Raw genomic sequence first — 21,555 nt, 5'->3', positions numbered from 1 at the left:
GCAGCTGAATGTTAAGCTTGGATTAAGGGAAATAATTGAACAATACACACTCCACAGAAGGAAAAAGTTATGAGCAATTTAATTTTTCAAAATAAGCTATCTTTTACATTAACATTGTTAGCCGCTATTGGGCTTGGCGTATTCTTATTGCCAGTAGTGTTATTTTTATGGCTAACCATGATGATGTTTATTGGCCTTAACGTGTTAATTGCAAAGTTACGTGGCGGTACGCCAACGGGAAACGGCTTTAAAAAGCCAAAATACGCATTTTATAAAGGCAAAATCGAAAAAGTGATTAACTAGTTTTAATTGTTTAGTTAACCCGAATTCAAACAAACCTTAATCGCCTGCTACAAAGGGCGATGTTTGTATCGATTAAACGTGCTGCTTTTGTGCGTAACATGCCATTTGTGCAGCACAGGTATATACGCGGTTAGTTACAAAGATAATTAAACATGTAAAAGGAGAGAGAATATGGGAAAGTTTCTTACACCAATACTGTCACTACTACTTGTTAGCATCAGTGCGTTTGCCAGTGCCGATGAATATCAAACTACGCTACAAAATTTTAAACAATCTCACGAAACCAAGCGCTTTTTTAATAGTGCCTATGGCTATGTGGTATTTCCAACCATTGGTAAAGGTGGCTTAGGGTTAGGCGCTGCCTTTGGTAAAGGTCAGGTTTACAAGCAAGGCAAAGCGGTGGGTAAAACACGTGTTAGTCAATTATCGGTTGGCTTTCAAGCAGGCGGGCAAGCCTACAGCCAAATCATTTTCTTAAAAGACAAACGTGCGTTTGATGAATTTACCTCGGGCAATTTTGAATTTGGTGCAGGGGCGTCAGCAGTTGCTATTACCGCCGCGGTTCAAGCGCAGGCAGGCTCTACGGGCGTTAGTTCAAGTGTCGGTACCGATGCGAATTCCACCAAGCAAAATAAAGCCAAATACCGTAAAGGCATGGCGGTGATGACGCTGGCAAAAGGCGGCTTTATGTACGAAGCAGCACTTGCTGGGCAAAAATACAATTACACGCCGTACAAGCAATAATACCCAAAAAACCAGAGGTGACTCTGGTTTTTTAGTTGTTGCTCTCGCTAATTAGCTTGGTTTAGTTGATGATGAATACTGTTTACTAATTCGCGCGGTAAACACAGTTGATTAGCTAAAGTTTGTAAATATTGCTGTGATGCACTTTGGTTTAAATCAATTGCGCTGGCGCTTGCTGCATACACTTCAATGCCCGTTTGTGCGTTAGGCACGGTTGCAACTAGCTCACTTAAGCTCATTGGCGCACGTAATTCATCAAACAACATGGCTTTTTCTTGCGTTGTTAGTGCCATTTTCTCTACTTGAGCGAAAATAGTTTGGCGCTCATTTTCATCAATATGGCCATCGGCATACGCAGCGGCGATCATGGCGCGCATTAAAATTAACTGGCCGTTACCTGTTTCGTCTTCTACAACCGCATCAAAGCTTTGTTCTTGCATATGTGTCGGTTCAACGCGGTATTGGCTACTACGATTTTGCATTGCGTTATCAAACGCTTGCCTATCAGAGGCTTGCTGAGTTTGGCTGCTTTTTTCGCTGTATTGTTGATAAGCTTTCCAAGCGAGTCCGCCAACGGCGGCCAGTGCGCCATACTTTACCGCTTTCTTCCCCACTTTTTTTGACTTCTTACCTGATAGCAAACTGGTTAAGCCGCCACCTGCTACACCACCTAAAAAACCACTTAATGCACCTGATTTATTTAGGCTGCCAACTAATTTTTGTAGATCTTTCATTGCTTTCTCCTAAATTGATAACTTTCATTAGAGTAAAAAAAATGATGCAATAAAGGAACAGCAGAACTGTTACAAAGTGATTCAAACATTTTGTGATAATCGGCAATTAAAATGTGTGGGTTACATTTCTATGCGATAAATTTGTCACATAAAAGGTATAATCTCACACACATAACACAGACAGTAGGAGATGCTATGAGTGATACCAACCAACGCGAAATCTTAGCGGAATTTTTAGCGCAAAGTAAAACAAGCCAATCAGTGTGGGCACTGCAAGATAAAGAAAGTGAAGATTGGGTTGTATTAGATTCTCCTAATTTTGAAAATGCAGAAGTGATGCCTGTTTGGTCAAGCAAGTCGTTGGCCGAAACACACTGTGTACAGGAATGGCAAGCATTTACACCAAGCGAAATTTCAATTAACGACTGGTTAGATTATTGGCTAGAAGATTTAAAAGATGATGATATTGTTGTGGGTGTAAACTGGGCTGAAGAAGGCGATATTGTTGAGCTTGAAGTGACTGACTTTAGCCAAGCGCTTGCCAGCATTCAACCAGTTAAATCATAACGTTATAGCCATTTTCAAGCAGCATTCACAGGCTAAGTGAATTGCTTTAATAAGTCGGCGTAGTTTACGCCGACTTTTAATTTTAAGTGCGTTAATCGTTAACGCCGTCAATATCGCCACGCCTTACCGGGTAGCCTTGATTCATCCAACCAAAAATACCTTCCCACAAGACAGCTGTGCGGGTATAACCACGTTGCCTTAATCGATTAATCGTGTGATCGGCGGCCGCACGCGGACATGAACAATAGGCAACAATTTGTACGTCTTTTGGAATACCAGCCACAGTTTCATCTAAATCTGCGTAGTAGGGGAAAGGAATCGCCCCTTCAATGTGTGCAGTTTGCCATACAGATGTAACCCGCGTATCGAGCAGTACCATGCGTTTTTTGGCCTCAAGCGCTTTGTTTAAGTCTTTTGACAGCACATACATGCCATCTTTTAAATCAAAGTTTGGATCGTCGCCGTTTTTGTTTACGATGTAATTTTCTGGCGTAGGCAGTGCTTTGAGTACTGGTGTTTCATCTTTCCAACCGAGCGACTTACTGCGCAAAAACGCGGTAATATTGTCGATATCAGCACTTGAAAGTTTGTCTTTGAACGCTTGCATTGGCGTATCTTGTCTTCCATTTTCAATGGCATAGCGAATAAACTCATCGGTATTATGAGCCAGCGCTGATTGGTTCATTATGGCAGGGCCGGTGATCCCTTGCCCTTTATCGCCATGACAGCTAGCGCATTCTTTTTGGTAAACTTGCTCACCTCGCTTAATATCGCCGTGAACAGGGTTTGTGGTAACTTTTAAGCGATCGTAACCCGCTTGTTCAAATAGCCAATAGGTGAGGTCCCAGGTTTCATCCAGTGTCATTGGACCGCCAACCTCATCTAAATAGCCACCCATTGCTGTACCTACACGTCCGTACTGCATTGGTCGTAAAATTTGATGGGCAATGCCTGATTCCATTAAGCTTTTACTGCGAAGTGACGGTGCGTGATCGTTTTTATGACCTTCGCGGTTTTCACCGTGGCAAAGCGCACAATATTTTTGATAATTAGCAGCAGCAACTTTGGCTTGTTGTGTGGTTAGTTTGCGTGGAGGTGAACGCAGTTCGCGCTCAGCTGAAATACTGTTTAATGACACAAGTGCCAGCATTGCTGAGCATGCAATGGTGATTTTTTGAGTAAAGGTTAGCATGGAATTCCTTGTAATTTGCCCCAAAATCCAGAGTATCAGGCAGTGGCTTTATTACTAGTGAAAAACAAATTTAGTAACAATTATGTGAAAGTATTTACGTTTATTGTATATGGCTAAAAGTATGACTATTTATCTAACGGTGTTTTGATTAAAATAGCCGTGATGACCTTATTTACTCCCCTTATCTATAGTTTATTTTTGCTCGGCAGTGTCAGCTGCTACGTGCTGCATTCCTCTTTTGCAGTACCAATTGTGTTAGCGGCGACGTTTCCTGCACTTATTGGCAGCTTTATCCCGTTTAAAACCGAGTTTAAACATCACCCTTATGCTGCAATTTATACAGGCTGTTTTGCCGGAATGTGCTCTACTGCAGCCATTACTTCATTGTGGGAACTAATATGTGTCGCCCTGATTGGCACATTTTTGTATATAAAAAGCATTAGTTTATTTGAAGGGTTTGGCGGCAGATTAGGTGGAATCGCATTCACTTGTAGTGCTTTGTTTGTATTGATTAAAGGTGTGTTATGAGCCTAGATTTAATGCTTATTTCACTGTTTGGTTCACTTGCCACCTATTTACTTGCCAAGCGCAATCGGTTTGATGGTATAAGAGCATCCACTTCGCTTTCGATTATTGCTTATTTGTTTTTTTACACCGTGCAATGGGATGTTGCGCTATATAGTTTAGTGTTTTTTGGCAGCACCTTTGTTGGCATGAGCGCACCTAAGCGCTTTGGCATTTATACTCAGGTAATTGCGGCGGTACTGTTTTCATTATTGTTTGAGAACTTGGTGCCGTTTATTAAAGATTACGGCGGCGCCCTTGGTTTAAGCGCGTTTTTCTCGGTGTGTGTGTGCCATTTAGGCATTTTACTTGGCGCACCACGCAGCATTAACGTGGATAAATAACGTTCAAAGTGAACCAACAAACTTAGCGGCGCGTAAAACTAACTACATCAACACAGTTTAAGAGGTGTGTATGAAGTGGTTAATACTTGGCGCACTACTTTTCTTGCAAGGATGCAGCAGTAACTATTTTCTATATAGTCCAAACGACAAAATTGTCTTTTCAAAAGACGACTTCTCACACCCAGTGAAAGACAGTTTTATTCGCTCTCGCTCGGGCAACACGTTACATTTACAACACCATTTGAGCGACAATCCTCAAGGGCTTGTTATTCACTTTCATGGCAACCGTGGCAATTTATCGCAAACCGTTGAAAAGGTAGTATGGCTGGTTGATGAGGGTTACGATGTGATGCTGGTTGATTATTCCGGTTACGGCTTATCAAACGGCAAACCGACCCGTGAAAACTTAGCATTAGACGCACAAACTGTGTTTGAAATTAGTCACGGTCTTGCCCATCAACATAAAGTGATTGTTGCCACGTCAATGGGGGGTGCGATTGCCCTTGATGGTTTGGCTAAAAGCAAACTTGAGCGTTATTTCGACCTGTTAGTAATTGATTCAAGCTTTGACAGTTATCAAAATCTTGCGCGAGATGTAGTAGCAAATGTACCAATTGCAAAGTGGTTTAGTAGTCGTATTCCTGCGCTTGTGAGTGATGAACGCTCACCTGCCAGTAATATTAAACAAATTGTGAATATTGATACCATTATTGCCCATTGTAATGATGATAGATTGATCCCTATTACTCGTGGCAAGGCGCTCTATCAAGTAGCTGGCGATAACAGCCAATTTTGGCAATTTAACGGTTGCCGCCACGCGCGCACCTTTACCGACGAATTTCCCAAGAATCAGCAGCGATTATTAGCGCATATCAGAAAGAATCGCGGCGCAAGTTTAGTTGCAAGTAATACGTTAACCAGTCCTTAATTGGGTTAAAGGTGCCTTTATTATGCTGCGTTAAGCGCATTTAAAGGCACGCTTAGGCGGTCTGAAAACCCAAGTACGAGTTATATAAAGTACCACCCGGTTAGTTCTAGCCCCAGTATTAATGCAAACACTGCGCTTAAAGGTTGCTTGTTTGGAATAACTGGCACTACCGCGTAAAAAGGCTTTTTTTCAAATAGCACACTTAATAAACACGCAAGCACAGTAACTAAGCCACAAAGCAACACAAGCGCGTTTGAAAAACCATTTTCTAGTGTTAACGCAGTGACACTCAAAGCGATTAAAAGCCACGCACCGAGGCGATACCCTGTGCTTTGTTGAGACGACGGTTTGAATTCACGACCGAGCGCTTTGGTGTATTTGGGCATCGCCAACATAAATAAGCAAAGCGCCTGATAAATCAATAAGCTTGAAATTAATAAAATCATGCAGCTACCTCACGCCGTGGTCTTTTACTTGGTGCTGTTTCAGCGTTTACTAAACGGTGTTTTTTCACAAGTATTGCAATACACATACAAAGCACAGAAGCACCAAGATTAACTAAATCAAAACCAGCAAACCCCCAATCGTTTTGCTTGATACTGGTAATTAAACCGCGCTCGGTGGTTAGGCTGTTGGTAATTGGTACTAGCGCAAATAAAGTGGCAGCCATAAGCCATTGCTGGTACCAAGCAACAGCGCTGCGATTTTGCCAAGAATGCTTACACGCATGCAGCAAAAACACTAACCAAGTTATAAACAAGCAGTGCATTTCCCAATTAGCGCGCGATGCCATTTCTATAGGCAACAAACGGTTCGCAATAAAATAAACGGCAATGGCGGCGGGCAATCCGACCACTGTACCTATGTTTAACCCTTCGGTTAGTTTAAAACTAAATGGTAAACCAGCAGGGTTTGAGAGCGCTTTTTTGCGGCGTTTTGTCGTCCAAAGTACCATACCAGAGGCAATCATGGCGCAGCCCGTTAACCCCGTTAAAAAGTACAACCAGCGTATTGGCAAGCTTGCGAAAATACCTTCATGCAACTCTAAAAAGATAGATTGAACATGACGCGTGCCTCCAAACTGTGGTGTATATGCGTAAGTTGCACCATTAGTGGTGTGCAAAATAAGTTTTGCACCATCATCACTTGGTGAGGTTTGCTCAAGGGAAAATACCGCTAAGCTGTTTAAATCGTTAGGGTGATAAATACGCATCGCGTAACTTTGTCGTGTATCGTTATGCTGCGTTAATACATCTTGCGCTTTTTGATAAAGTACAGGCAGTGGTAATTGGGCCGCAGGTATTCCAGCTGCATCATTCGGTGCACCGCGTTGATAATACTCATCAAAAAATTGCTTTTTGCCTTGTTCACCCAAGCCGTAGCTTGCGTTCATAACAAACGGCACATAGGTGAACATAAACATGATTAAGCCAGAGTAGGTAATCATTAAATGAAACGGCAAGCTCACAACACTCATTAAATTATGCCCATCTAACCAAGATGTAGCACCTTTATTTGAGCGAAACGTAAAAAACTCTTTAAAGATTTTTTTATGTACCACAATGCCAGTAACTAAGCCAAGCAACATAAACATGGTGAAAATACCCACTAGATAATAAGCAAAGCGGGTAGGCAAGTAATGCAACCGATAATGCATGCGATATAAGGCTTGCCCGCCACCCGTTTTACGGTGCTCAAGTACTTCGCCTGTTTCGCCATTTAGAGTTTTACTAACGCGTGTTAGTTTATCTTCGTCATTTTTTTGTTGATAGTTTAACCATAAATGCGGTTCGCTACGAGTGAGAGGTAAATAAATACGCCACTCTTTGGCATCTTGCCCGTATTGCTGCAAATGGGTTTGCGCGGTTGTTAACGACGTTTCAATATTGGCGGTGTTCTTTGGTAATTCAGGTGCCATCCATGCATCAATTTCACTGTCGAAATAACCTAAAGTGCCGGTAACAAAAATAAAATAAAGCAGCCAGCTTACTAAAATGCCGGTCCAGGTATGAAGCCATGCCATAGACTGGCGAAATCCACTTTTCATATTAACCTCTCAGCCAAAATAAAAGCGTATTTGCCAGAGCGCTAACAGCAAGCACTAACAAGCTATAAATGAAAACACTGCGATAACGTTTTGCTGAAAATACGTACATGATGTAACCCGTATAAAGCGCAAAACTCAGCATTGAGCTCGCAGCAACAGCGTCTTTTTGTGAAAGAGGCAAGAGATAAGAAATTAAAACACTGACCGAAATGGTTAGTGCATAGCCTAAAAATGCGGAAATTAAAATACGGTAGCAGATTTCCTTTTTAAAACTGCTTTTTGACGAAACATGTTCCATAAATAAACGAGAAATAAAATTAGAGACAGCAAATGATAACAGTTATTGTTTTTATTATAAATATGGGGGAGGTGTTTGATGCGATAAGAGCGTAATTATTTGTTGTGTGATGGAGCTTGGTATAAAAAATACTATCACTTAACCAATAAGCATGCCTTTTGGGTGCTGCAAGCCGGTGTATGCATTGCTATTTTTCAGTACACTGCTGAGGCGCAAAATTGGCTGCCAGCTAAAGGGTATCAACTGCCATTTTTAGCGCTGCATATTATGGTTGTGTCGTTTATTGTGTCGGAGGCAGTTAACTATATAATGCAGCTGGTTAAAGGCCGAATGAGTGCAGTATATGGCTGAGCTTCAAATTACTAATCAAATTAAAATGCTGCGTTTTATGAATGGCGAAATGACGCAAAAAGAATTAGCCGAACGCGTAGGCGTTACGCGCCAAACCGTTATGGCAATTGAAGCTGCCAAGTACTCCCCCTCGCTTGAGGTCGCGTTTAAAATTGCTGCTGTGTTTAATTTGCCACTAGAAAGCGTGTTTCAGTATCAGTAACGAGCGACTAAGTTGCGCATTAAATATGCAAATTAGTCATAATAAACACTGACATAAATTACGTTTTAGATTAGGATAAAAATAAAAAAATAAAGGCTAATCAAGCAATGGATTTCTTGTTTAATGGCAAATTCTGGCTAAGTGCCGTGTTTATTGCGGTACTTTTGGGTTTTGCATCACAATTACGCGCCGATGACCGACCTTGGTTAAGTTACCTTATCAATCCGTCGTTTTGGTTCTCTGGTGCAGTCGACGAAGACAAATCAGATTCTTATTATTATTCATACGATAAACAGCAAATTCGTTATTCGCCCATGGGTAATTGGTTCGAGCTTGGCAACACCCTAATTGAAGGGGCAGACGTTGAGACATTTGAAGTACTCGCGCGCGATTTTGCTAAAGACAAAAATAATATTTATTACCAATCAGACGTGATCACCCGTTCAGTTGATTACATGACTTTTTCGCTTGTTAATGAGCTTATTGCGCGCGATAAAAACCACGTTTATGTACCATCCCGATTTGTTGCTGAAAGTGCCTTAGCTGAGCAATCAGATTCCCCGTTGCATATCATTAGTGATGCAAATCCCGCTAGTTTTGAAATAATAAATGATGCTTGGACGCAAGATGATAAGCAGGCTTATTATTATTTTGTGCCGCAAGCGGTTGATGTTGCATCGTTAGCGCTTTTAAATGAATACATAGTGAAAGATGCGCATTCGGTATTTATTAAACACGATGATCGTTTTATTAAAACCCAAGTTGCGGGCCTACATGTTAACGCGCTAAATGAACAGTTTATTTACGACGAGCATAAGCTGTATTGGTTTGATGCTAGTTATCATCAAAACGATAATGGCGATTCACAATCGAGTGTCTGGTTGGAGTCGGTTGCTTATCAAAATATCGATTCTTTTACGCAATTTAATGATGACTATTTTACCCTCGATAACAGCGTTTATTTTGGCAAAAACCGTGTTGAACAAGCTGATGCAAAAACCTTTCAGATTATTAATAACGCCGGCTTTGCCAAAGATGCCAGTCAGGTGTTTTATCAACAACACCGCTTACCTAATGCCGATGCACACAGTTATGCGTTATTGCTAGAACACGGCAGCTACGGCCGCGATAATTCACGTATTTATTACAAAAACCAATTACTTGGTGAAAAACAAACACCGTTAAAAGTGCTGAGTAACGATGATTATTTAGTAAGTGGTGACAAGGTATTTTTCCAAGGTAAAGTAATGGAAGGTGCCAAGGCTGACTATTTCACCTTATTGGAACGCTTTGCAAGTTACGCAAGTGATGGTAATGCGGTTTATTTTCAAGATAAAAAAATTGAAGGCGTTGATTTAAATACTGTGGTTGTGATTAATCGTGATATGGCAATTCGCGATGCGAACCATGTTTATTGGCATGGGTCACGAGTTGAAGGTGCAGATGTAAACACCTTTATGCGTAGTCATCGCAATTACGAAAAATATGATGCAGAAGACAAACGCTATTTTTATAAAAACGGCATTCGCGTTGCGACAAGGAATGATTAGTTGCGCCTAGTGGGTTTACAACAATAGCGTTTAACAGCCGCTAAGCTACTCACCAAATACATGAAGATGTTGAACTTTTCATATTGGTGATGCTCTTATATTAAAAATAATAATAAGGATATAAATATGAAACGCATGGTCTTTTTCGCATCTGCATTAGCGCTTACCGGCTGTACTGCCACGATTAAAGAGTCACGCTTTATTGCACAAGATGATGAAAATTCGCTTTATAGCGATACCTTTATCAACACCTTGAATGCGCAAACACCGCGCCATAATGTTAACGTGATCTCAATCCCGTCAGAAGATAAAACCACTACCTTGTACGGCGTGTTTTTAGATAATCAGAAAACACAAAACACAGTTTTGTATATACCCGGCAATGGCATGAGCGTTGAAAAAGCAGCTACCAACGCCTTGCTTGAGCTTGCCGAATACGATTACGACATCGTGATATTTGACCGTCGCGGCTTAGGTGCGAGCGAAGGCACTGCCACAATCGCTAATTTAATCAGCGATGCTAATGTTACCTTCGACTATACCAAGCAATCCCTTAAAGCCGACAAAGTGATTGTGCATGGTTATTCACTTGGCAGCTTTATTGCTGCGCAACTTGCCAAAAATAAAGCGGTTGATGGGTTAGTAATGCAAGGCTCGGCGACTAATGTAGATGATTGGGTAGACGAAGCGATGCCTTGGTACTCAAAAGTATTTGTTGATGTGCAAATTGATGATGCGTTTTACTCGGTTGATAATAAACAAGTACTTAGTGAAAACTATGTAGGGCCACTGCTTGTTATTGGCGGCGCTGATGATAAACAAACGCCAGCAATCTTGTCAGAGAAACTATTTAACGCAAGTACAAGTGCCGAAAAGCAGCTGGTGATTGCAGAGAATGCCGGTCATGGCGAAATGTTCAAAAGTAAAAATGTGCAAGTTGCTTATCAAACCTTTCTTGCAAAATTTTAGCCTGTAACTTTTAACCTGTAGCTAAGCCCACACAAACGCGAATGCAAAGTGGGCTTATATTCGTTAACAGCGAATTGACCACGCCAATTTATGACTATACTGAGTAAACGACTATTTTCTCAGGACTAGTTATGAACGATCTTAAATTCGACGCGTCTAGCGTTACCCTTGCGCTAAGTTGTAGTTTTACCATTTTAGTTTTAAGTGGCTGTTCAAAAGCCGACCCCGTTCCCGTAACTGAATGTAAAGCTGTGGTAAGTCATGCAAAGCGTGTTTTAGGTGATAAAGCACCGAGCAGTTCACAAATGTTGAAGCAGTGTAAAGCGGCGAGCGATGAGGCAAGAGGATGTGTTATGGCGGCAGATAAGCCAATGAAATTATTAGATTGCGACTTTTAAGTGATCGCCACACTTTGTTGTTCAGTACCCACTTAAGCAAATTTAAAAACTAAGGGAAACCAATCATGATTACAGCTTACGCAGCAAAAGAACCCGGTGGCACGCTAGAAAAACATACCATTGAAGTAGGTGAATTAGGCGATCACGAGGTAGAAATTGACGTTGAATATTGTGGCATTTGTCACTCCGATATTTCAATGATCGACAACGAGTGGGGGTTTTCACAATATCCGCTTGTGGCGGGTCATGAAGTTGTTGGTCGTATTGTAAAAACAGGCAGTCACGTAAATAGTTTACAACAAGGACAGCTAGTTGGTTTAGGTTGGCATTCAGACTATTGCCAAACCTGTTATTCGTGCAATACCGGTGATGAAAACTTATGCGCAGCGGCAACGCCTACGATAATGAGCCATGGCGGGTTTGCAAATAAAGTGCGAGCTAATGAAAAGGCCGTGGTTGCGTTACCAGATGGCATGGATGCGCAATCTGCGGGGCCGCTATTTTGTGGCGGTATTACTGTATTTAACCCACTGGTGCAATTTGATGTAAAACCAACCGACAAGGTTGCGGTAATCGGCATTGGCGGCCTTGGTCACTTAGCACTGCAATTTTTAAATGCATGGGGCTGTGATGTGACCGCATTTACATCGTCAGAAAGTAAAGCTGAAGAAGCCAAAAAGCTAGGGGCACACCATACGCTTAACTCGCGAGATAGCAGCGAAATTGAGGCCGCGGCAAATCAATTCGACTTCATTATTTCAACAGTTAATGTAAAGCTGGATTGGAATTTATACCTTTCAACATTAAAACCAAAAGGGCGCTTACACTTTGTGGGAGCGACGCTAGAGCCGCTTGATTTAGGTGCGTTTGGTTTAATTGGTGGGCAAAAACAAGTATCAGGCTCACCTGTAGGCAGTCCGGCAACGATTGCCCAAATGCTTGAATTTGCTGTGCAGCACAATATTAAACCACACATTGAAACTTTTAAAATGAGTGATGTGAATAGTGCATTGACGCATTTAAAGTCGGGCAAAGCGCGCTATCGTATTGTGCTTGAAAAAGATTAATTGGCTAATAGGGTGTAAATACTTTTTTAGTGAGTAATACGTTTAAAAGTGATATGGCGTTGTCATATCACTTTTAATTTCTAAAACCGTTTTAATTTCAAGCACCGTTTTAATTAATCAGTTTAATACCAACCGAAAACGCGTCTTTAATACCATTGTGATGGGGAATTGGTTACACTCATTGCTTTAAATAGCTTTATTAACCATCCGTATTTATTCATGAATTACTTAATCTCAGTCACAATCTTGTGGGCATTCTCATTTAGCTTAATTGGTGTGTACTTGGCAGGGCAAGTCGATGCCTGGTTTAGCGTGCTAATGCGTGTTGCGCTTGCCGCAGTGGTGTTTTTACCGTTTTTAAACATAACCCGTATTGCTAAGCCGCTTGCGCTTAAATTAATTGCAATCGGTGCCATTCAATTAGGCGCTATGTATGGCTTTTACTACCATAGTTTTTTGTATTTAAGTGTGCCTGAAGTACTGTTGTTTACGGTAATGACACCGCTTTACATCACGCTATTAAACGATGTTTTAGAAAAGCGCTTTAACGCTCAGTTTTTACTGGTAGCCATTATTGCCATTATTGGCGCGGTGGCGATTCGCTATCAGGGCATTGATGGCGATTTTGTGTTTGGCTTATGCTTAGTACAAGGCGCCAATATTTGCTTTGCCAGCGGGCAAGTATTTTATAAGCGTGTAATGAGCGAACAATCGCTTGATCATAAGACAGCATTTGCATGGTTTTTTGTGGGAGCTTTGATTGTTGCGGCAACGTGCTTTGCCTTATTTGGCAACATCAATAAATTACCAACAACTGTCACTCAATGGGGCGTTTTAACTTATTTAGGGTTAATCGCCTCGGGCTTTGGTTACTTTGCATGGAACAAAGGCGCAGTAGCGGTTGATGTTGGCACACTGGCGGTAATGAATAACGTGCTTATTCCGGCGGGAATTGTTGTAAATTTAGTAATTTGGAATCGCGATGCAGATTTACTTCGTTTATCACTTGGCGGGGCAATTATGTTACTAGCGCTTTGGCTAAATCGGGTTTTCACAATACGTCTCGCCCATTCACAATAATAGCATTTTTAATACATAAAAAAGGCACCAATTGGTGCCTTTTCAATTTAATTAACAATTAAAACAGGTAGTTAATACCTAAATTAACCGTAGCACCTTTGCCTTTCACATTGTAACCACTGCCTGTGTAAGACTGAGAGCGAGCAGGGTAGTAATCGTTATTAAGTAAGTTTTCTACACCGCCATATACTTTGAAATCTTGGCTTATTTGGTAAGAAGTACTCAAGTTAACAACATTGTAGCTACTTACCGGGCCATTAGTGCCTGTGTATACGTCACCTACTTTTTCAAAACGGTCACGGCTGCCAACATGCATCATGGTAAATGATGCGTGCCAGTCATTTGTGATGGTGACATCGGCATAAGCGGCAAACTTAGGTGGGTTAATTGTGCTGCCGTTAAGGTATTCATCGGTATCGGTGTTTTTACCTTCTAACCAACTGTAGTTAACACCCAGTGTAAGGGTATCGTTTGGTTTTGCTTCAAGTGCGGCTTCAAAACCGTAGATTTCTTGTGGCGAGCGCACGCTTTCGTATTTGCCTGTTGCTGCATCTTCTACAAGGCTGGTACCGATATTTGATTTACTGATGAAAGTGGCAAACTGATAGTTGAAAATGCCGTAGTAACCGTCAAAACCAACTTCATAGTTTTTAATGATTGACGCATCTGTATCAATTTTGTTGATGCTTGGCGCAGATGCGGTGCGTAACGTACGTCCTAAATCTGTCACATCAAAGCCTTCAGAATAACTTACAAATGGCATAAAGGTATCAAATGCGTTGTAACGTAAACCAAGGTTGTAGGTTGTTGCGCTGTATTCAATATCGCCGCCAGTGACATTGACTACGTCACTACAAGTTTTGCGACACACCATTAGAGTTTGAAAGTCATTCACCGATACATCAATTTCTTCATGGCGAAGACCTGCTTTTACTACCCAATCATCATTAATTACGAACTTTGATTGTAAATAAAGCGCAGCGTTATCCATGTCCATTTCAGGCGTCCAATCGCGGCCATCTACCATGGTTTGTGCTGTTACGTCGTTGAGTAAATCGATACCGTAAGTGAAGTTTGCCGCTGTGTTATCAAAATCAACTGTGGTGTTGAAGTTTGCACGAATACCTGTTTTTTCAGACTCAATCATAGATTGGCCGCCCGCTAAGTCTAGCTCAGGATCACGGAATTTAGTGCTGTAGAAAAACACATTTTCAAGTTTCTGCCAGTAAACATCACTGGTAAACAAGGTATCGGTAAAGATTTCAGCGTGCTCGTATTGTAGCTTTAAGTTGTGGTTGCCACGTGGTCCTTGCGGATCGCCAGGTACAGTAACACCGCTGGTGTTTTTCTCAGCGTAGCTTTTTTCGCCGTCATTAACGGTTTTGTTAATGCTGATATAGTCGGTTTCTTGCTGACCTTCAAAATAGTTGTAAGTAAGCGATAGCGCACTTTGGTCGGTTAGGTCGTAGCCGATTTTAGTAAATGCATTTTTAGATTCAAAGCCTGACATACCATAAAGCAAACCAAGCGGGTCGCCGTCGGCGTCTTTAATAATGCCGTTATCTTCATAAGCGATATTGGCAACAAAACTTAACTTATCGTTACGACCATCTAGAGTTACATCGGCACGTTTGCCTAGGCTGTCGTCGAAGTCGGTTGCTGAGAAATTAGTCGCAAGATTAAGTTTACCGTTAAAGCCGTCTTTGCTGTCGGCATTTTTAGTAATGTAGTTGATGATACCGCCCGCTGCGCCGTTACCATAAATTGAGGTAGCGCCTTTAATCACTTCAACGCGTTCAATAACACTTGGATCAAGAGAACGAATTGCTAAACGACCATTTCTTAGGGGAGTAGATTGCGGTAAACCATCAATTAACACAAGCGCACTGCGGCCACGTAAGTTTTGACCTGAACTACTATTAGTGCCAGTGTTTGGTCCCATGCCTGGTACCTGAATGGCTAAAATGCTTTGCAATTCATTGGTTACTTCCATGTTTCTTAGTAGTGCTTGCTGGTCGACAATCACTACCGATGCTGTTACTTCATCTAAACGTTCTTCAACACGGCTGCCCGTTACGATAATGCGTTCCATATCTTTGGCTTGCTGTTCGGCGTTGGGTGCGTCGGCAAATACGGCACCTGAAACAAAGAGCGCGGTTAGGCTGAGGGAGGTTTTTAACATGGTTGATCCGATACTTGAGTAAAAAATTAGTGCGGATGGTAATGATATTAATTATTAATTGCAATAAATGAGAGGTCTGTTGAGCTTTATTTATTTACTATTTTAATTATATGTATCAAAGAACTAGTTACAGTTTTACTGAATGACTCACCCAGAGAAGCAGTGTATTACTTGTTTTGGTACGTATTAACTAGATTGTAATTGCGGGACCTTGATTCGAGTTGATAACAAGAGACAATTTAAGTTAGTGAGTGTTTACCTGGGGTTTTAGCTGCGTCTAATAATTTAGAAAACTCGTTACTCGAGCCGAGCAATGATTTTTTAATGTCGCGCCATTCGTGGCGATGATGACCAAATTGGTCTTGCCATAACGCAATCGTTGGCTGATCTGGCTTAAACACAGTGCAGCCGCGCTTTATAAACTCCTGTTCACAGCGTGATTCGATGTGACTGACATTACTCAGCTGAGATAAAAAGGTTTTCTCGGCGGCATCGTTCACTGCTAAGCGCAGTGTTTGCGGTAAGGTGTTAAGCCACTTTTGACTGACTACGTTGACCCAAGTATCTGGCACAGAATTAAGCTGCGTAATGGTTGCGATTTCTTCACGTAAATCATTTGGACCTGCATACAGGCCGATTATACCGGGGTCGAGTACCTGAAACTTGCCTAAGCGTGCCATACTCGCGACATTCGCCCAGTTAACCTCCACAATATGTGCACTGGTCATGGCATAAAAGTGTTTTAACACCTTGCTTGCGGGTACGCGTAGCACCATATTCTTTAAATCTGTTGGTGTTTTGATCACTGTGTTGGCAAGTTTTGTGGTACTTAGTGTACGTGCGCCTGTAATGTAGTGATATAAAATAGCCAATTTGCCTTGTTTTGCTATTTTTTCAATTACGTTTTGCTGCCAGTACGGCGAGCTAATGAGATTCAAAAAGGCTTGATTGTTACCTGCCCAAAATGGAATGTTTAGAATATCTAGAAGTGGTAACGCGCGCGATAAATTAGCAACCGAAATAAGTGCTGCATCAACGCGTCCCCGCGAAACCGCCGCCATAAGGTCAGTGCCAATGCCCATTGCGCCTTGTCCTTGAATATCAACATAGATTTTGCCTTGTGACAGGCTTTGAATATTGTGTTTAAACTCGATGTGTAAATGTGGAACTAATGAGGCATCAGCGGTGTGATAGGGCGATGCGAATACTAAGGTGTGCTCTGCAGTTTGTTTTATCGCTTCATCTTGTGCAATATCGTCAGCACTTAACTTTGCTGTTGCAGCGTTTACATTGCCAAACGGAAAAAGCGAGCTTGCAACAAGCGCGCTCGACGATTTGATAAAATAACGACGTGATATTGGCATACGTTAAGTTTAGCCAAGTTCACGGTGCTTTCAATGCGTGCTAGGGCTGTTTCCTTTGCTAGTCAGATACATCTTTAATAGTGAAAGACTCAAATATTTCCTCTTCTTGCTCTAGCTTTTCTGCCCATGCGGTTACACCGTCAAGCGATAGATTAGGTCCTGCCACATAACGTGACACGCTGTCATCTTCACTGATCGCAAATTCAATTAGGTATCGTTTAGTTGTCATCATATTGCCACCGATGATTTGTATGCTCATCTTTTGGTTTACCCGTTTTTGATTACAAATTAATGACACAGTTTGAAGAAATTTTAAACAATTATTTTTACCTCCTGTTTACATTTGTTATCGAAACAGCTAACCCCTTGCTCTGTATGGCCTACAGCAGACTTAATCGAAATTTAAATAGAGTTTTGACTCTAAATGTAAGGGAATTGTAAAGATAATACTTTAAAGTAGCGCAGCAATAATTTCAAAAAGTTGCACAGGAAGCAGTATACAAAGGATGGTATTGATTTGAATTTTTAATAAAAACAAATGGATAACCATGAATCTCTCACGCTTAAAAATCGTAACATCAGTTATTGTTGCAAGTTATGCAACACAGTCGCTGGCAGCAGCACCTGAAAATTACTATCAATCGGCTGATCAATCTTCGCCAACTAACCTAAAACAAAGCCTACATAACATCATTAAAGGGCATACTAAAATTCCGTATACCTCATCAAGCACCGACACTTGGGATGTACTGGAAATTGCGGATCAAGATCCGGCAAATAGTAATAACGTGATTGATGTGTATAAAAACGCGAGCTATGCAAAAGTTGGCGGCGGCAACACTCAGTATAATCGCGAGCACAGTTGGCCAAAGTCGTACGGCTTTCCAAGTGACGGCAGCAATAATTACCCTTACACAGATTTGCACCATTTGTTTATTGCTGATAGCAGTTATAACTCAAGCCGCAGTAATAAACCGTATGCAACGTGCAGCGATGCAGCGTGCATTGTAAAAGCAACGGAGCTTAACAATAATCGCGGCGGTGGCTCAGATAATATTAACTTAACGTTGGGTTCAGGTGCGACGGGAGCATGGCAAACGTGGCCTGCACGCCGTGGTGATGTAGCGCGTGCACTTATGTACTTAGCAGTGCGTTATGAAGGTGGTAGTCACTCAGTCACAGGGGTGTTAGAACCTGACCTTATTCTGACCGATGATCGCATGTTAATTGAAGGCTCAAAAACAGGTGGTAATGAAGCGATTGCTTACATGGGACTAAAATCAACCTTGCTTGCATGGCATAAAGCCGATCCCGTAGACAGTTTTGAAACGCGCCGAAACGACGCAATCTTTGAGCATCAAGGCAATCGCAATCCATTTATTGACCACCCAGAATTTGTTGCATGTGTATTTGAAAGCAGTTGTTCAGGTGAAGGCCCTGATACTGGCACACCGACCACACCAAGTGACAGCACGCCTTGGATTAACGAGCTTCACTATGACAATGACGGCACCGACGTAAACGAAGGTGTTGAAATTGCAGGTGCAGCGGGCCTTGACCTCAGCGGTTGGTCGCTGGTGGCATACAATGGCAATGGCGGCAGCGCTTATAAAACCATAAGTTTATCGGGTGTACTTGCAGATCAGCAGGGCGGTTTCGGGACGCAATTTTTTGCGATTGCAGGTTTGCAAAATGGCGCGGCTGATGGCCTCGCATTGATAAATTCGAAAAACGAAGTGGTGCAATTTTTAAGCTACGAAGGCAGTTTAACAGCAACAGATGGTCCGGCTAATGGATTAACATCGACAGATATTGGTATGGCTGAAAATACCAGCACCGCAGTAGGCATGTCGTTACAGCTTAAAGGTACAGGCAAAGTGTATAGTGACTTTAGTTGGCACTTGGCATCGGCTACATCAAATAAAGTAAATTCAGGTCAAACATTTGAAGGTGGTAGCACAACACCCACCGAGCCAGAGCAGTCAATATTTACCAATATGACATCAACGGCAATTCCTGATAACGCGTCAGTAACATCAAACTTAGCGGTATCACGTTCTGGTAGTGCAAACACTATTTCGATTGATGTGGACATTACGCATACCTACCGCGGTGATATTAGCTTGGTGTTAATCGCTCCCGATGGCAGTGAGTTCATGCTTAAAAGTAAAAATGGGTCAGACTCAGCCAATGACGTAAAAGCGCAGTACGCAGTAACAACCGCATCTGTTGCAAACGGCCAGTGGCAGCTACGCGTAGAAGACAATTATCGCAAAGATACGGGCACGCTAAACAGTTGGTCGATTACCTTTAACTAATGGTACTTATAGTTAGGTAAATCGTAATTTTAACAATGAAGCGCCAATGACATCTGGCGCTTCATTGTATTAACTTAATGCATAGGTTTGGTATTTACTGCTGAATACATAACTTAATTCAAAGGATCACTTTCGAAAACGGCCACAAAGAGCGATTAGTTAGTCTGATAGTAAAAGCTGCTATCCGAGACTTTTCGAACAATATCATATTCCAAACCTATGTGGTTATAATCACCTGAATTTGGAATATTTGATTTGTGGTTAATTACGACTCCCCAATGGTTATCACTTATCCCTCCAAAGATTATGTTGATACTTTCTTCATTTGCTTTCGCGATTGCAGCAACATTATACTTCGCCATTACGTCTCTAAGAGCCTTGGAAACTTCCGATAATGCAATTAGATTTGGAGCATCTTCTGGCTTGGATAGTTTATAGTCACCAGACGGGACAAATCCTGCTTGTTTGGTTGGATAGTAGGTAATAAGCTGTGTTGGACTATAAAACGTATTATTGACGCGAAAAACATGAGGTGCTGTTTGCTGGACGATATATAGATTTGTATTTTGCCTCAACATCTCTAATTCGCTCTTTGAATCGAGTAAAAACTGATTTATCAGCTCCATTCTTTCTTTTGTACATTTTTTATTCTTACATATTGAAATACTTGGTAAATTTGAAAGCTGCTTCTCACTAATATTCAAAAATCTACTTCCTAATACTCCAAAATTAAAATTCGCAAAGGCTTGCTTATCGTTATTTTTGACGAAATTTGTTGGATGAATGTCTAGCAAACTGAAAGGGAAAAATGAAGGAAGATAAGCTAGCTGTTTATCCGTTTTAGGTAGCATCTCGTTAGCATGTTTAAGCAGTTTTCGGTATTCGAGATCAATGTCTTCGGTGAAATAGGGCGGTGTATTTCCATAAGCTGAATTCGCACTGATTAAAATGCAACATAATAAAAAAGCTCTAAACATTTGTTATTTTAAATCCCTGTAAAATTAAGAACTATTATGATTCGATATCATATTGTAATATAACAAGAAAAATAACAACAGGTTTTGCGCTTTTCATGCTGATTCAAGTTTTATCTATGTCAGCTTTTGCTTATTTCCGTCAGAAACATAATTTAAATCAGAGGGGTACTCTCGCGAAGAGCCAACAACTGACATTCGTAACCCCCAATAAACGGCAATAAATAGTTTACTAACATTTGTCAGGCACAACAAAGCCAACTGGTTTTTGTCCGCCTTTTTGATTTGCCTTGTTACATGAATTTACAGTAGAGGTAGACAATCCTTTTTAAACAAGGAACATTTCTAAAGTAATTGTTAAAGACGAAATTAGTGACGTCTAAATTCAGTAACATATTACTCCCCAATAAAAGACTGACTTTGACTAAACTTGTGCAGCGAAGCGGAACTGACATAAGCTTTAACAGTTCTGCATTTAATTGGTGTGTTATATGTGTTTACTCTGGAGTTTTAGTAAATTTATATTCACAAGAAACAACAGCTGCACACAGCCCACTAAATGCTAAAACACATACAGAAGAAACTATTCCCCAAATTGAAACCATAATCGCCGGTCCACTATTATTTGGTACTGTCATAGTCATCCCATTTCCAAGATCTCTAGTACCACCAAAGCCACTAAAAACACCATAAATACCGATGAAAATAGTAACTATTAATAAAATATAACTAAGAACTCCAAGTATGCGAGATGCAATGAGTAATCCCTTAAGGTTTTCAGTTTTGATTTTTGAGTATGGGTATAGTTTCATATTATTCCTTTAATTTTGAAGTATCTCTAACTTGGCGGTGGATATAACGCCTAAATAAGAGACTAAAAATCAGTTAGTTATACTTTAGCGAAGTACGAGTGATAAACCAACTGGTTTTTGTCCTACCACTTTATTGGTTTGTATTTTTATTCGTAAAGCTTAGCTGTTGCTTCTTTGAGCCCTGCGTGTGGCAAAAACTGATCTGTGATGGTCAAAATTGAATGAAGATTATTTTTTAGTTTATCAAGTTCTATGTTTCCTGGCTTAATAGCTGTTTGTAACAAGTGAATTGCCATATCTGCTAACAGAATACGCTGCTTCTCTAGCCACTCGTCATCTCCCTTGGTAGCACAGTTATTGAGGTAACTATTTTCTACCAAGCTATGTAATTGCCAACTTGTTTCTATTAACTTATTTCTTTCAATATCATTCACTGTTTGTCCCTCAAAAATTTCAAAGCGTTTAAATCAGGCTTTGAGAGTTGCTTAGCTTGTAAAAAGGTAAAACCAAAATAACAAAATCGTAATTTATTGAAAAATTAATTAAGTTATAAGAAATAAAGTGAAT

General features: G+C 41.0%; 25 protein-coding genes. 14 read left to right on the top strand and 11 right to left on the bottom strand.

Annotated features, from left to right (window positions below):
• Positions 1 to 69: 69 nt before the first annotated feature.
• Positions 70 to 303, top strand: a complete 234-nt coding sequence (locus ACXAFE_RS17130) for a hypothetical protein (RefSeq protein WP_475155368.1) — start codon at positions 70 to 72, stop codon at positions 301 to 303.
• Positions 304 to 474: 171 nt separating this feature from the next.
• Positions 475 to 1,047 carry a YSC84-related protein gene (locus tag ACXAFE_RS17125; protein ID WP_475155360.1) on the top strand — a complete coding sequence of 191 codons (573 nt, stop codon included), beginning with the start codon at positions 475 to 477 and terminating at the stop codon, positions 1,045 to 1,047.
• A 47-nt stretch (positions 1,048 to 1,094) separates the two neighbouring features.
• Here the strand turns inward: ACXAFE_RS17125 and ACXAFE_RS17120 are convergent, their stop codons facing one another.
• Complete coding sequence (locus ACXAFE_RS17120) at positions 1,095 to 1,781, bottom strand: tellurite resistance TerB family protein (RefSeq protein ID WP_475155354.1); 687 nt, start codon at positions 1,779 to 1,781, stop codon at positions 1,095 to 1,097.
• Between the two features lie 195 nt (positions 1,782 to 1,976).
• Between ACXAFE_RS17120 and ACXAFE_RS17115 the strand changes: the two genes are divergently transcribed.
• Positions 1,977 to 2,348, top strand: a complete 372-nt coding sequence (locus tag ACXAFE_RS17115; protein ID WP_010559495.1) for a DUF2750 domain-containing protein — start codon at positions 1,977 to 1,979, stop codon at positions 2,346 to 2,348.
• Positions 2,349 to 2,439: 91 nt separating this feature from the next.
• Here ACXAFE_RS17115 and ACXAFE_RS17110 read toward each other — a convergent pair whose 3' ends face one another.
• A complete protein-coding gene (locus tag ACXAFE_RS17110; protein WP_475155345.1) occupies positions 2,440 to 3,540 on the bottom strand; it encodes a c-type cytochrome in 1,101 nt (366 codons plus the stop codon).
• A gap of 162 nt (positions 3,541 to 3,702) precedes the next feature.
• Between ACXAFE_RS17110 and ACXAFE_RS17105 the strand changes: the two genes are divergently transcribed.
• The 3 genes from ACXAFE_RS17105 (at position 3,703) to ACXAFE_RS17095 (ending at position 5,376) form a co-directional block, all read left to right on the top strand.
• A complete protein-coding gene (locus ACXAFE_RS17105; protein WP_475155341.1) occupies positions 3,703 to 4,068 on the top strand; it encodes a hypothetical protein in 366 nt (121 codons plus the stop codon).
• Positions 4,065 to 4,448: a hypothetical protein gene (locus tag ACXAFE_RS17100; RefSeq protein WP_475155336.1), complete on the top strand. Its 384-nt coding sequence runs from the start codon at positions 4,065 to 4,067 to the stop codon at positions 4,446 to 4,448. Before ACXAFE_RS17105 ends, ACXAFE_RS17100 begins: the two co-directional genes overlap by 4 nt.
• A gap of 70 nt (positions 4,449 to 4,518) precedes the next feature.
• A complete protein-coding gene (locus tag ACXAFE_RS17095) occupies positions 4,519 to 5,376 on the top strand; it encodes an alpha/beta hydrolase (RefSeq protein WP_475155333.1) in 858 nt (285 codons plus the stop codon).
• Positions 5,377 to 5,456: 80 nt separating this feature from the next.
• On the opposite strand, the gene ACXAFE_RS17090 is transcribed toward ACXAFE_RS17095, so the two are convergent.
• The 3 genes from ACXAFE_RS17090 to ACXAFE_RS17080 are packed head-to-tail and all read right to left on the bottom strand — an operon-like array spanning position 5,457 to position 7,721.
• Positions 5,457 to 5,822, bottom strand: coding sequence for a DUF3325 family protein (locus ACXAFE_RS17090; RefSeq protein ID WP_475155330.1), 366 nt, complete (start codon positions 5,820 to 5,822; stop codon positions 5,457 to 5,459).
• Positions 5,819 to 7,423 carry a PepSY-associated TM helix domain-containing protein gene (locus tag ACXAFE_RS17085; protein WP_475155327.1) on the bottom strand — a complete coding sequence of 535 codons (1,605 nt, stop codon included), beginning with the start codon at positions 7,421 to 7,423 and terminating at the stop codon, positions 5,819 to 5,821. Before ACXAFE_RS17085 ends, ACXAFE_RS17090 begins: the two co-directional genes overlap by 4 nt.
• Position 7,424: 1 nt before the next feature.
• Entirely contained in the window at positions 7,425 to 7,721 is a 297-nt protein-coding gene (locus ACXAFE_RS17080; RefSeq protein ID WP_475155324.1) for a hypothetical protein, read from the bottom strand.
• A gap of 99 nt (positions 7,722 to 7,820) precedes the next feature.
• On the opposite strand from ACXAFE_RS17080, the gene ACXAFE_RS17075 reads away from it, so the two are divergent.
• The 7 genes from ACXAFE_RS17075 (at position 7,821) to ACXAFE_RS17045 (ending at position 13,338) form a co-directional block, all read left to right on the top strand.
• Positions 7,821 to 8,072, top strand: a complete 252-nt coding sequence (locus ACXAFE_RS17075; protein ID WP_475155321.1) for a hypothetical protein — start codon at positions 7,821 to 7,823, stop codon at positions 8,070 to 8,072.
• Entirely contained in the window at positions 8,065 to 8,274 is a 210-nt protein-coding gene (locus ACXAFE_RS17070; RefSeq protein WP_475155318.1) for a helix-turn-helix transcriptional regulator, read from the top strand. The genes ACXAFE_RS17075 and ACXAFE_RS17070 overlap by 8 nt, the downstream gene beginning before the upstream one ends.
• Before the next feature lie 107 nt (positions 8,275 to 8,381).
• Positions 8,382 to 9,824: a DKNYY domain-containing protein gene (locus ACXAFE_RS17065; RefSeq protein ID WP_475155312.1), complete on the top strand. Its 1,443-nt coding sequence runs from the start codon at positions 8,382 to 8,384 to the stop codon at positions 9,822 to 9,824.
• Between the two features lie 126 nt (positions 9,825 to 9,950).
• Positions 9,951 to 10,793 (top strand): alpha/beta hydrolase, encoded by an 843-nt coding sequence (locus ACXAFE_RS17060; protein WP_475155309.1) that lies wholly within the window; start codon positions 9,951 to 9,953, stop codon positions 10,791 to 10,793.
• Positions 10,794 to 10,924: 131 nt separating this feature from the next.
• A complete protein-coding gene (locus ACXAFE_RS17055; RefSeq protein ID WP_475155306.1) occupies positions 10,925 to 11,191 on the top strand; it encodes a hypothetical protein in 267 nt (88 codons plus the stop codon).
• Positions 11,192 to 11,256: 65 nt separating this feature from the next.
• Entirely contained in the window at positions 11,257 to 12,258 is a 1,002-nt protein-coding gene (gene ahr / locus ACXAFE_RS17050) for an NADPH-dependent aldehyde reductase Ahr (RefSeq protein WP_475155301.1), read from the top strand.
• Between the two features lie 219 nt (positions 12,259 to 12,477).
• A complete protein-coding gene (locus tag ACXAFE_RS17045) occupies positions 12,478 to 13,338 on the top strand; it encodes an EamA family transporter (protein ID WP_475155294.1) in 861 nt (286 codons plus the stop codon).
• 58 nt (positions 13,339 to 13,396) lie between these two features.
• On the opposite strand, the gene ACXAFE_RS17040 is transcribed toward ACXAFE_RS17045, so the two are convergent.
• The 3 genes from ACXAFE_RS17040 to ACXAFE_RS17030 form a co-directional block, all read right to left on the bottom strand.
• Positions 13,397 to 15,520: a TonB-dependent receptor gene (locus ACXAFE_RS17040; protein ID WP_475155289.1), complete on the bottom strand. Its 2,124-nt coding sequence runs from the start codon at positions 15,518 to 15,520 to the stop codon at positions 13,397 to 13,399.
• Positions 15,521 to 15,759: 239 nt separating this feature from the next.
• Positions 15,760 to 16,884 carry a TRAP transporter substrate-binding protein gene (locus tag ACXAFE_RS17035; RefSeq protein ID WP_475155282.1) on the bottom strand — a complete coding sequence of 375 codons (1,125 nt, stop codon included), beginning with the start codon at positions 16,882 to 16,884 and terminating at the stop codon, positions 15,760 to 15,762.
• A 58-nt stretch (positions 16,885 to 16,942) separates the two neighbouring features.
• Positions 16,943 to 17,143 (bottom strand): hypothetical protein, encoded by a 201-nt coding sequence (locus ACXAFE_RS17030; protein ID WP_475155280.1) that lies wholly within the window; start codon positions 17,141 to 17,143, stop codon positions 16,943 to 16,945.
• A 289-nt stretch (positions 17,144 to 17,432) separates the two neighbouring features.
• On the opposite strand from ACXAFE_RS17030, the gene ACXAFE_RS17025 reads away from it, so the two are divergent.
• Positions 17,433 to 19,202 carry an endonuclease gene (locus ACXAFE_RS17025; protein WP_475155278.1) on the top strand — a complete coding sequence of 590 codons (1,770 nt, stop codon included), beginning with the start codon at positions 17,433 to 17,435 and terminating at the stop codon, positions 19,200 to 19,202.
• A gap of 155 nt (positions 19,203 to 19,357) precedes the next feature.
• Here the strand turns inward: ACXAFE_RS17025 and ACXAFE_RS17020 are convergent, their stop codons facing one another.
• The 3 genes from ACXAFE_RS17020 to ACXAFE_RS17010 form a co-directional block, all read right to left on the bottom strand.
• Positions 19,358 to 20,179: a hypothetical protein gene (locus ACXAFE_RS17020; protein WP_475155275.1), complete on the bottom strand. Its 822-nt coding sequence runs from the start codon at positions 20,177 to 20,179 to the stop codon at positions 19,358 to 19,360.
• Between the two features lie 494 nt (positions 20,180 to 20,673).
• Positions 20,674 to 20,988 (bottom strand): hypothetical protein, encoded by a 315-nt coding sequence (locus tag ACXAFE_RS17015; protein ID WP_475155271.1) that lies wholly within the window; start codon positions 20,986 to 20,988, stop codon positions 20,674 to 20,676.
• Positions 20,989 to 21,134: 146 nt separating this feature from the next.
• Positions 21,135 to 21,422, bottom strand: a complete 288-nt coding sequence (locus ACXAFE_RS17010; protein WP_475155267.1) for a hypothetical protein — start codon at positions 21,420 to 21,422, stop codon at positions 21,135 to 21,137.
• Between the last annotated feature and the right edge of the window lie 133 nt (positions 21,423 to 21,555).

It is taken from the genome of Pseudoalteromonas sp. ABV4_021 (genome assembly GCF_056159365.1).
This window is presented reverse-complemented; position numbering and strand designations above follow the sequence as displayed.

Coding starts and splice junctions, on each gene's coding strand:
- ACXAFE_RS17130 (WP_475155368.1), top strand. CDS start 70: ATGAGCAATTTAATTTTTCAAAATAAGCTATCTTTTACATTAACATTG.
- ACXAFE_RS17125 (WP_475155360.1), top strand. CDS start 475: ATGGGAAAGTTTCTTACACCAATACTGTCACTACTACTTGTTAGCATC.
- ACXAFE_RS17120 (WP_475155354.1), bottom strand. CDS start 1,781: ATGAAAGATCTACAAAAATTAGTTGGCAGCCTAAATAAATCAGGTGCA.
- ACXAFE_RS17115 (WP_010559495.1), top strand. CDS start 1,977: ATGAGTGATACCAACCAACGCGAAATCTTAGCGGAATTTTTAGCGCAA.
- ACXAFE_RS17110 (WP_475155345.1), bottom strand. CDS start 3,540: ATGCTAACCTTTACTCAAAAAATCACCATTGCATGCTCAGCAATGCTG.
- ACXAFE_RS17105 (WP_475155341.1), top strand. CDS start 3,703: ATGACCTTATTTACTCCCCTTATCTATAGTTTATTTTTGCTCGGCAGT.
- ACXAFE_RS17100 (WP_475155336.1), top strand. CDS start 4,065: ATGAGCCTAGATTTAATGCTTATTTCACTGTTTGGTTCACTTGCCACC.
- ACXAFE_RS17095 (WP_475155333.1), top strand. CDS start 4,519: ATGAAGTGGTTAATACTTGGCGCACTACTTTTCTTGCAAGGATGCAGC.
- ACXAFE_RS17090 (WP_475155330.1), bottom strand. CDS start 5,822: ATGATTTTATTAATTTCAAGCTTATTGATTTATCAGGCGCTTTGCTTA.
- ACXAFE_RS17085 (WP_475155327.1), bottom strand. CDS start 7,423: ATGAAAAGTGGATTTCGCCAGTCTATGGCATGGCTTCATACCTGGACC.
- ACXAFE_RS17080 (WP_475155324.1), bottom strand. CDS start 7,721: ATGGAACATGTTTCGTCAAAAAGCAGTTTTAAAAAGGAAATCTGCTAC.
- ACXAFE_RS17070 (WP_475155318.1), top strand. CDS start 8,065: ATGGCTGAGCTTCAAATTACTAATCAAATTAAAATGCTGCGTTTTATG.
- ACXAFE_RS17065 (WP_475155312.1), top strand. CDS start 8,382: ATGGATTTCTTGTTTAATGGCAAATTCTGGCTAAGTGCCGTGTTTATT.
- ACXAFE_RS17060 (WP_475155309.1), top strand. CDS start 9,951: ATGAAACGCATGGTCTTTTTCGCATCTGCATTAGCGCTTACCGGCTGT.
- ACXAFE_RS17055 (WP_475155306.1), top strand. CDS start 10,925: ATGAACGATCTTAAATTCGACGCGTCTAGCGTTACCCTTGCGCTAAGT.
- ahr (WP_475155301.1), top strand. CDS start 11,257: ATGATTACAGCTTACGCAGCAAAAGAACCCGGTGGCACGCTAGAAAAA.
- ACXAFE_RS17045 (WP_475155294.1), top strand. CDS start 12,478: ATGAATTACTTAATCTCAGTCACAATCTTGTGGGCATTCTCATTTAGC.
- ACXAFE_RS17040 (WP_475155289.1), bottom strand. CDS start 15,520: ATGTTAAAAACCTCCCTCAGCCTAACCGCGCTCTTTGTTTCAGGTGCC.
- ACXAFE_RS17035 (WP_475155282.1), bottom strand. CDS start 16,884: ATGCCAATATCACGTCGTTATTTTATCAAATCGTCGAGCGCGCTTGTT.
- ACXAFE_RS17030 (WP_475155280.1), bottom strand. CDS start 17,143: ATGAGCATACAAATCATCGGTGGCAATATGATGACAACTAAACGATAC.
- ACXAFE_RS17025 (WP_475155278.1), top strand. CDS start 17,433: ATGAATCTCTCACGCTTAAAAATCGTAACATCAGTTATTGTTGCAAGT.
- ACXAFE_RS17020 (WP_475155275.1), bottom strand. CDS start 20,179: ATGTTTAGAGCTTTTTTATTATGTTGCATTTTAATCAGTGCGAATTCA.
- ACXAFE_RS17015 (WP_475155271.1), bottom strand. CDS start 20,988: ATGAAACTATACCCATACTCAAAAATCAAAACTGAAAACCTTAAGGGA.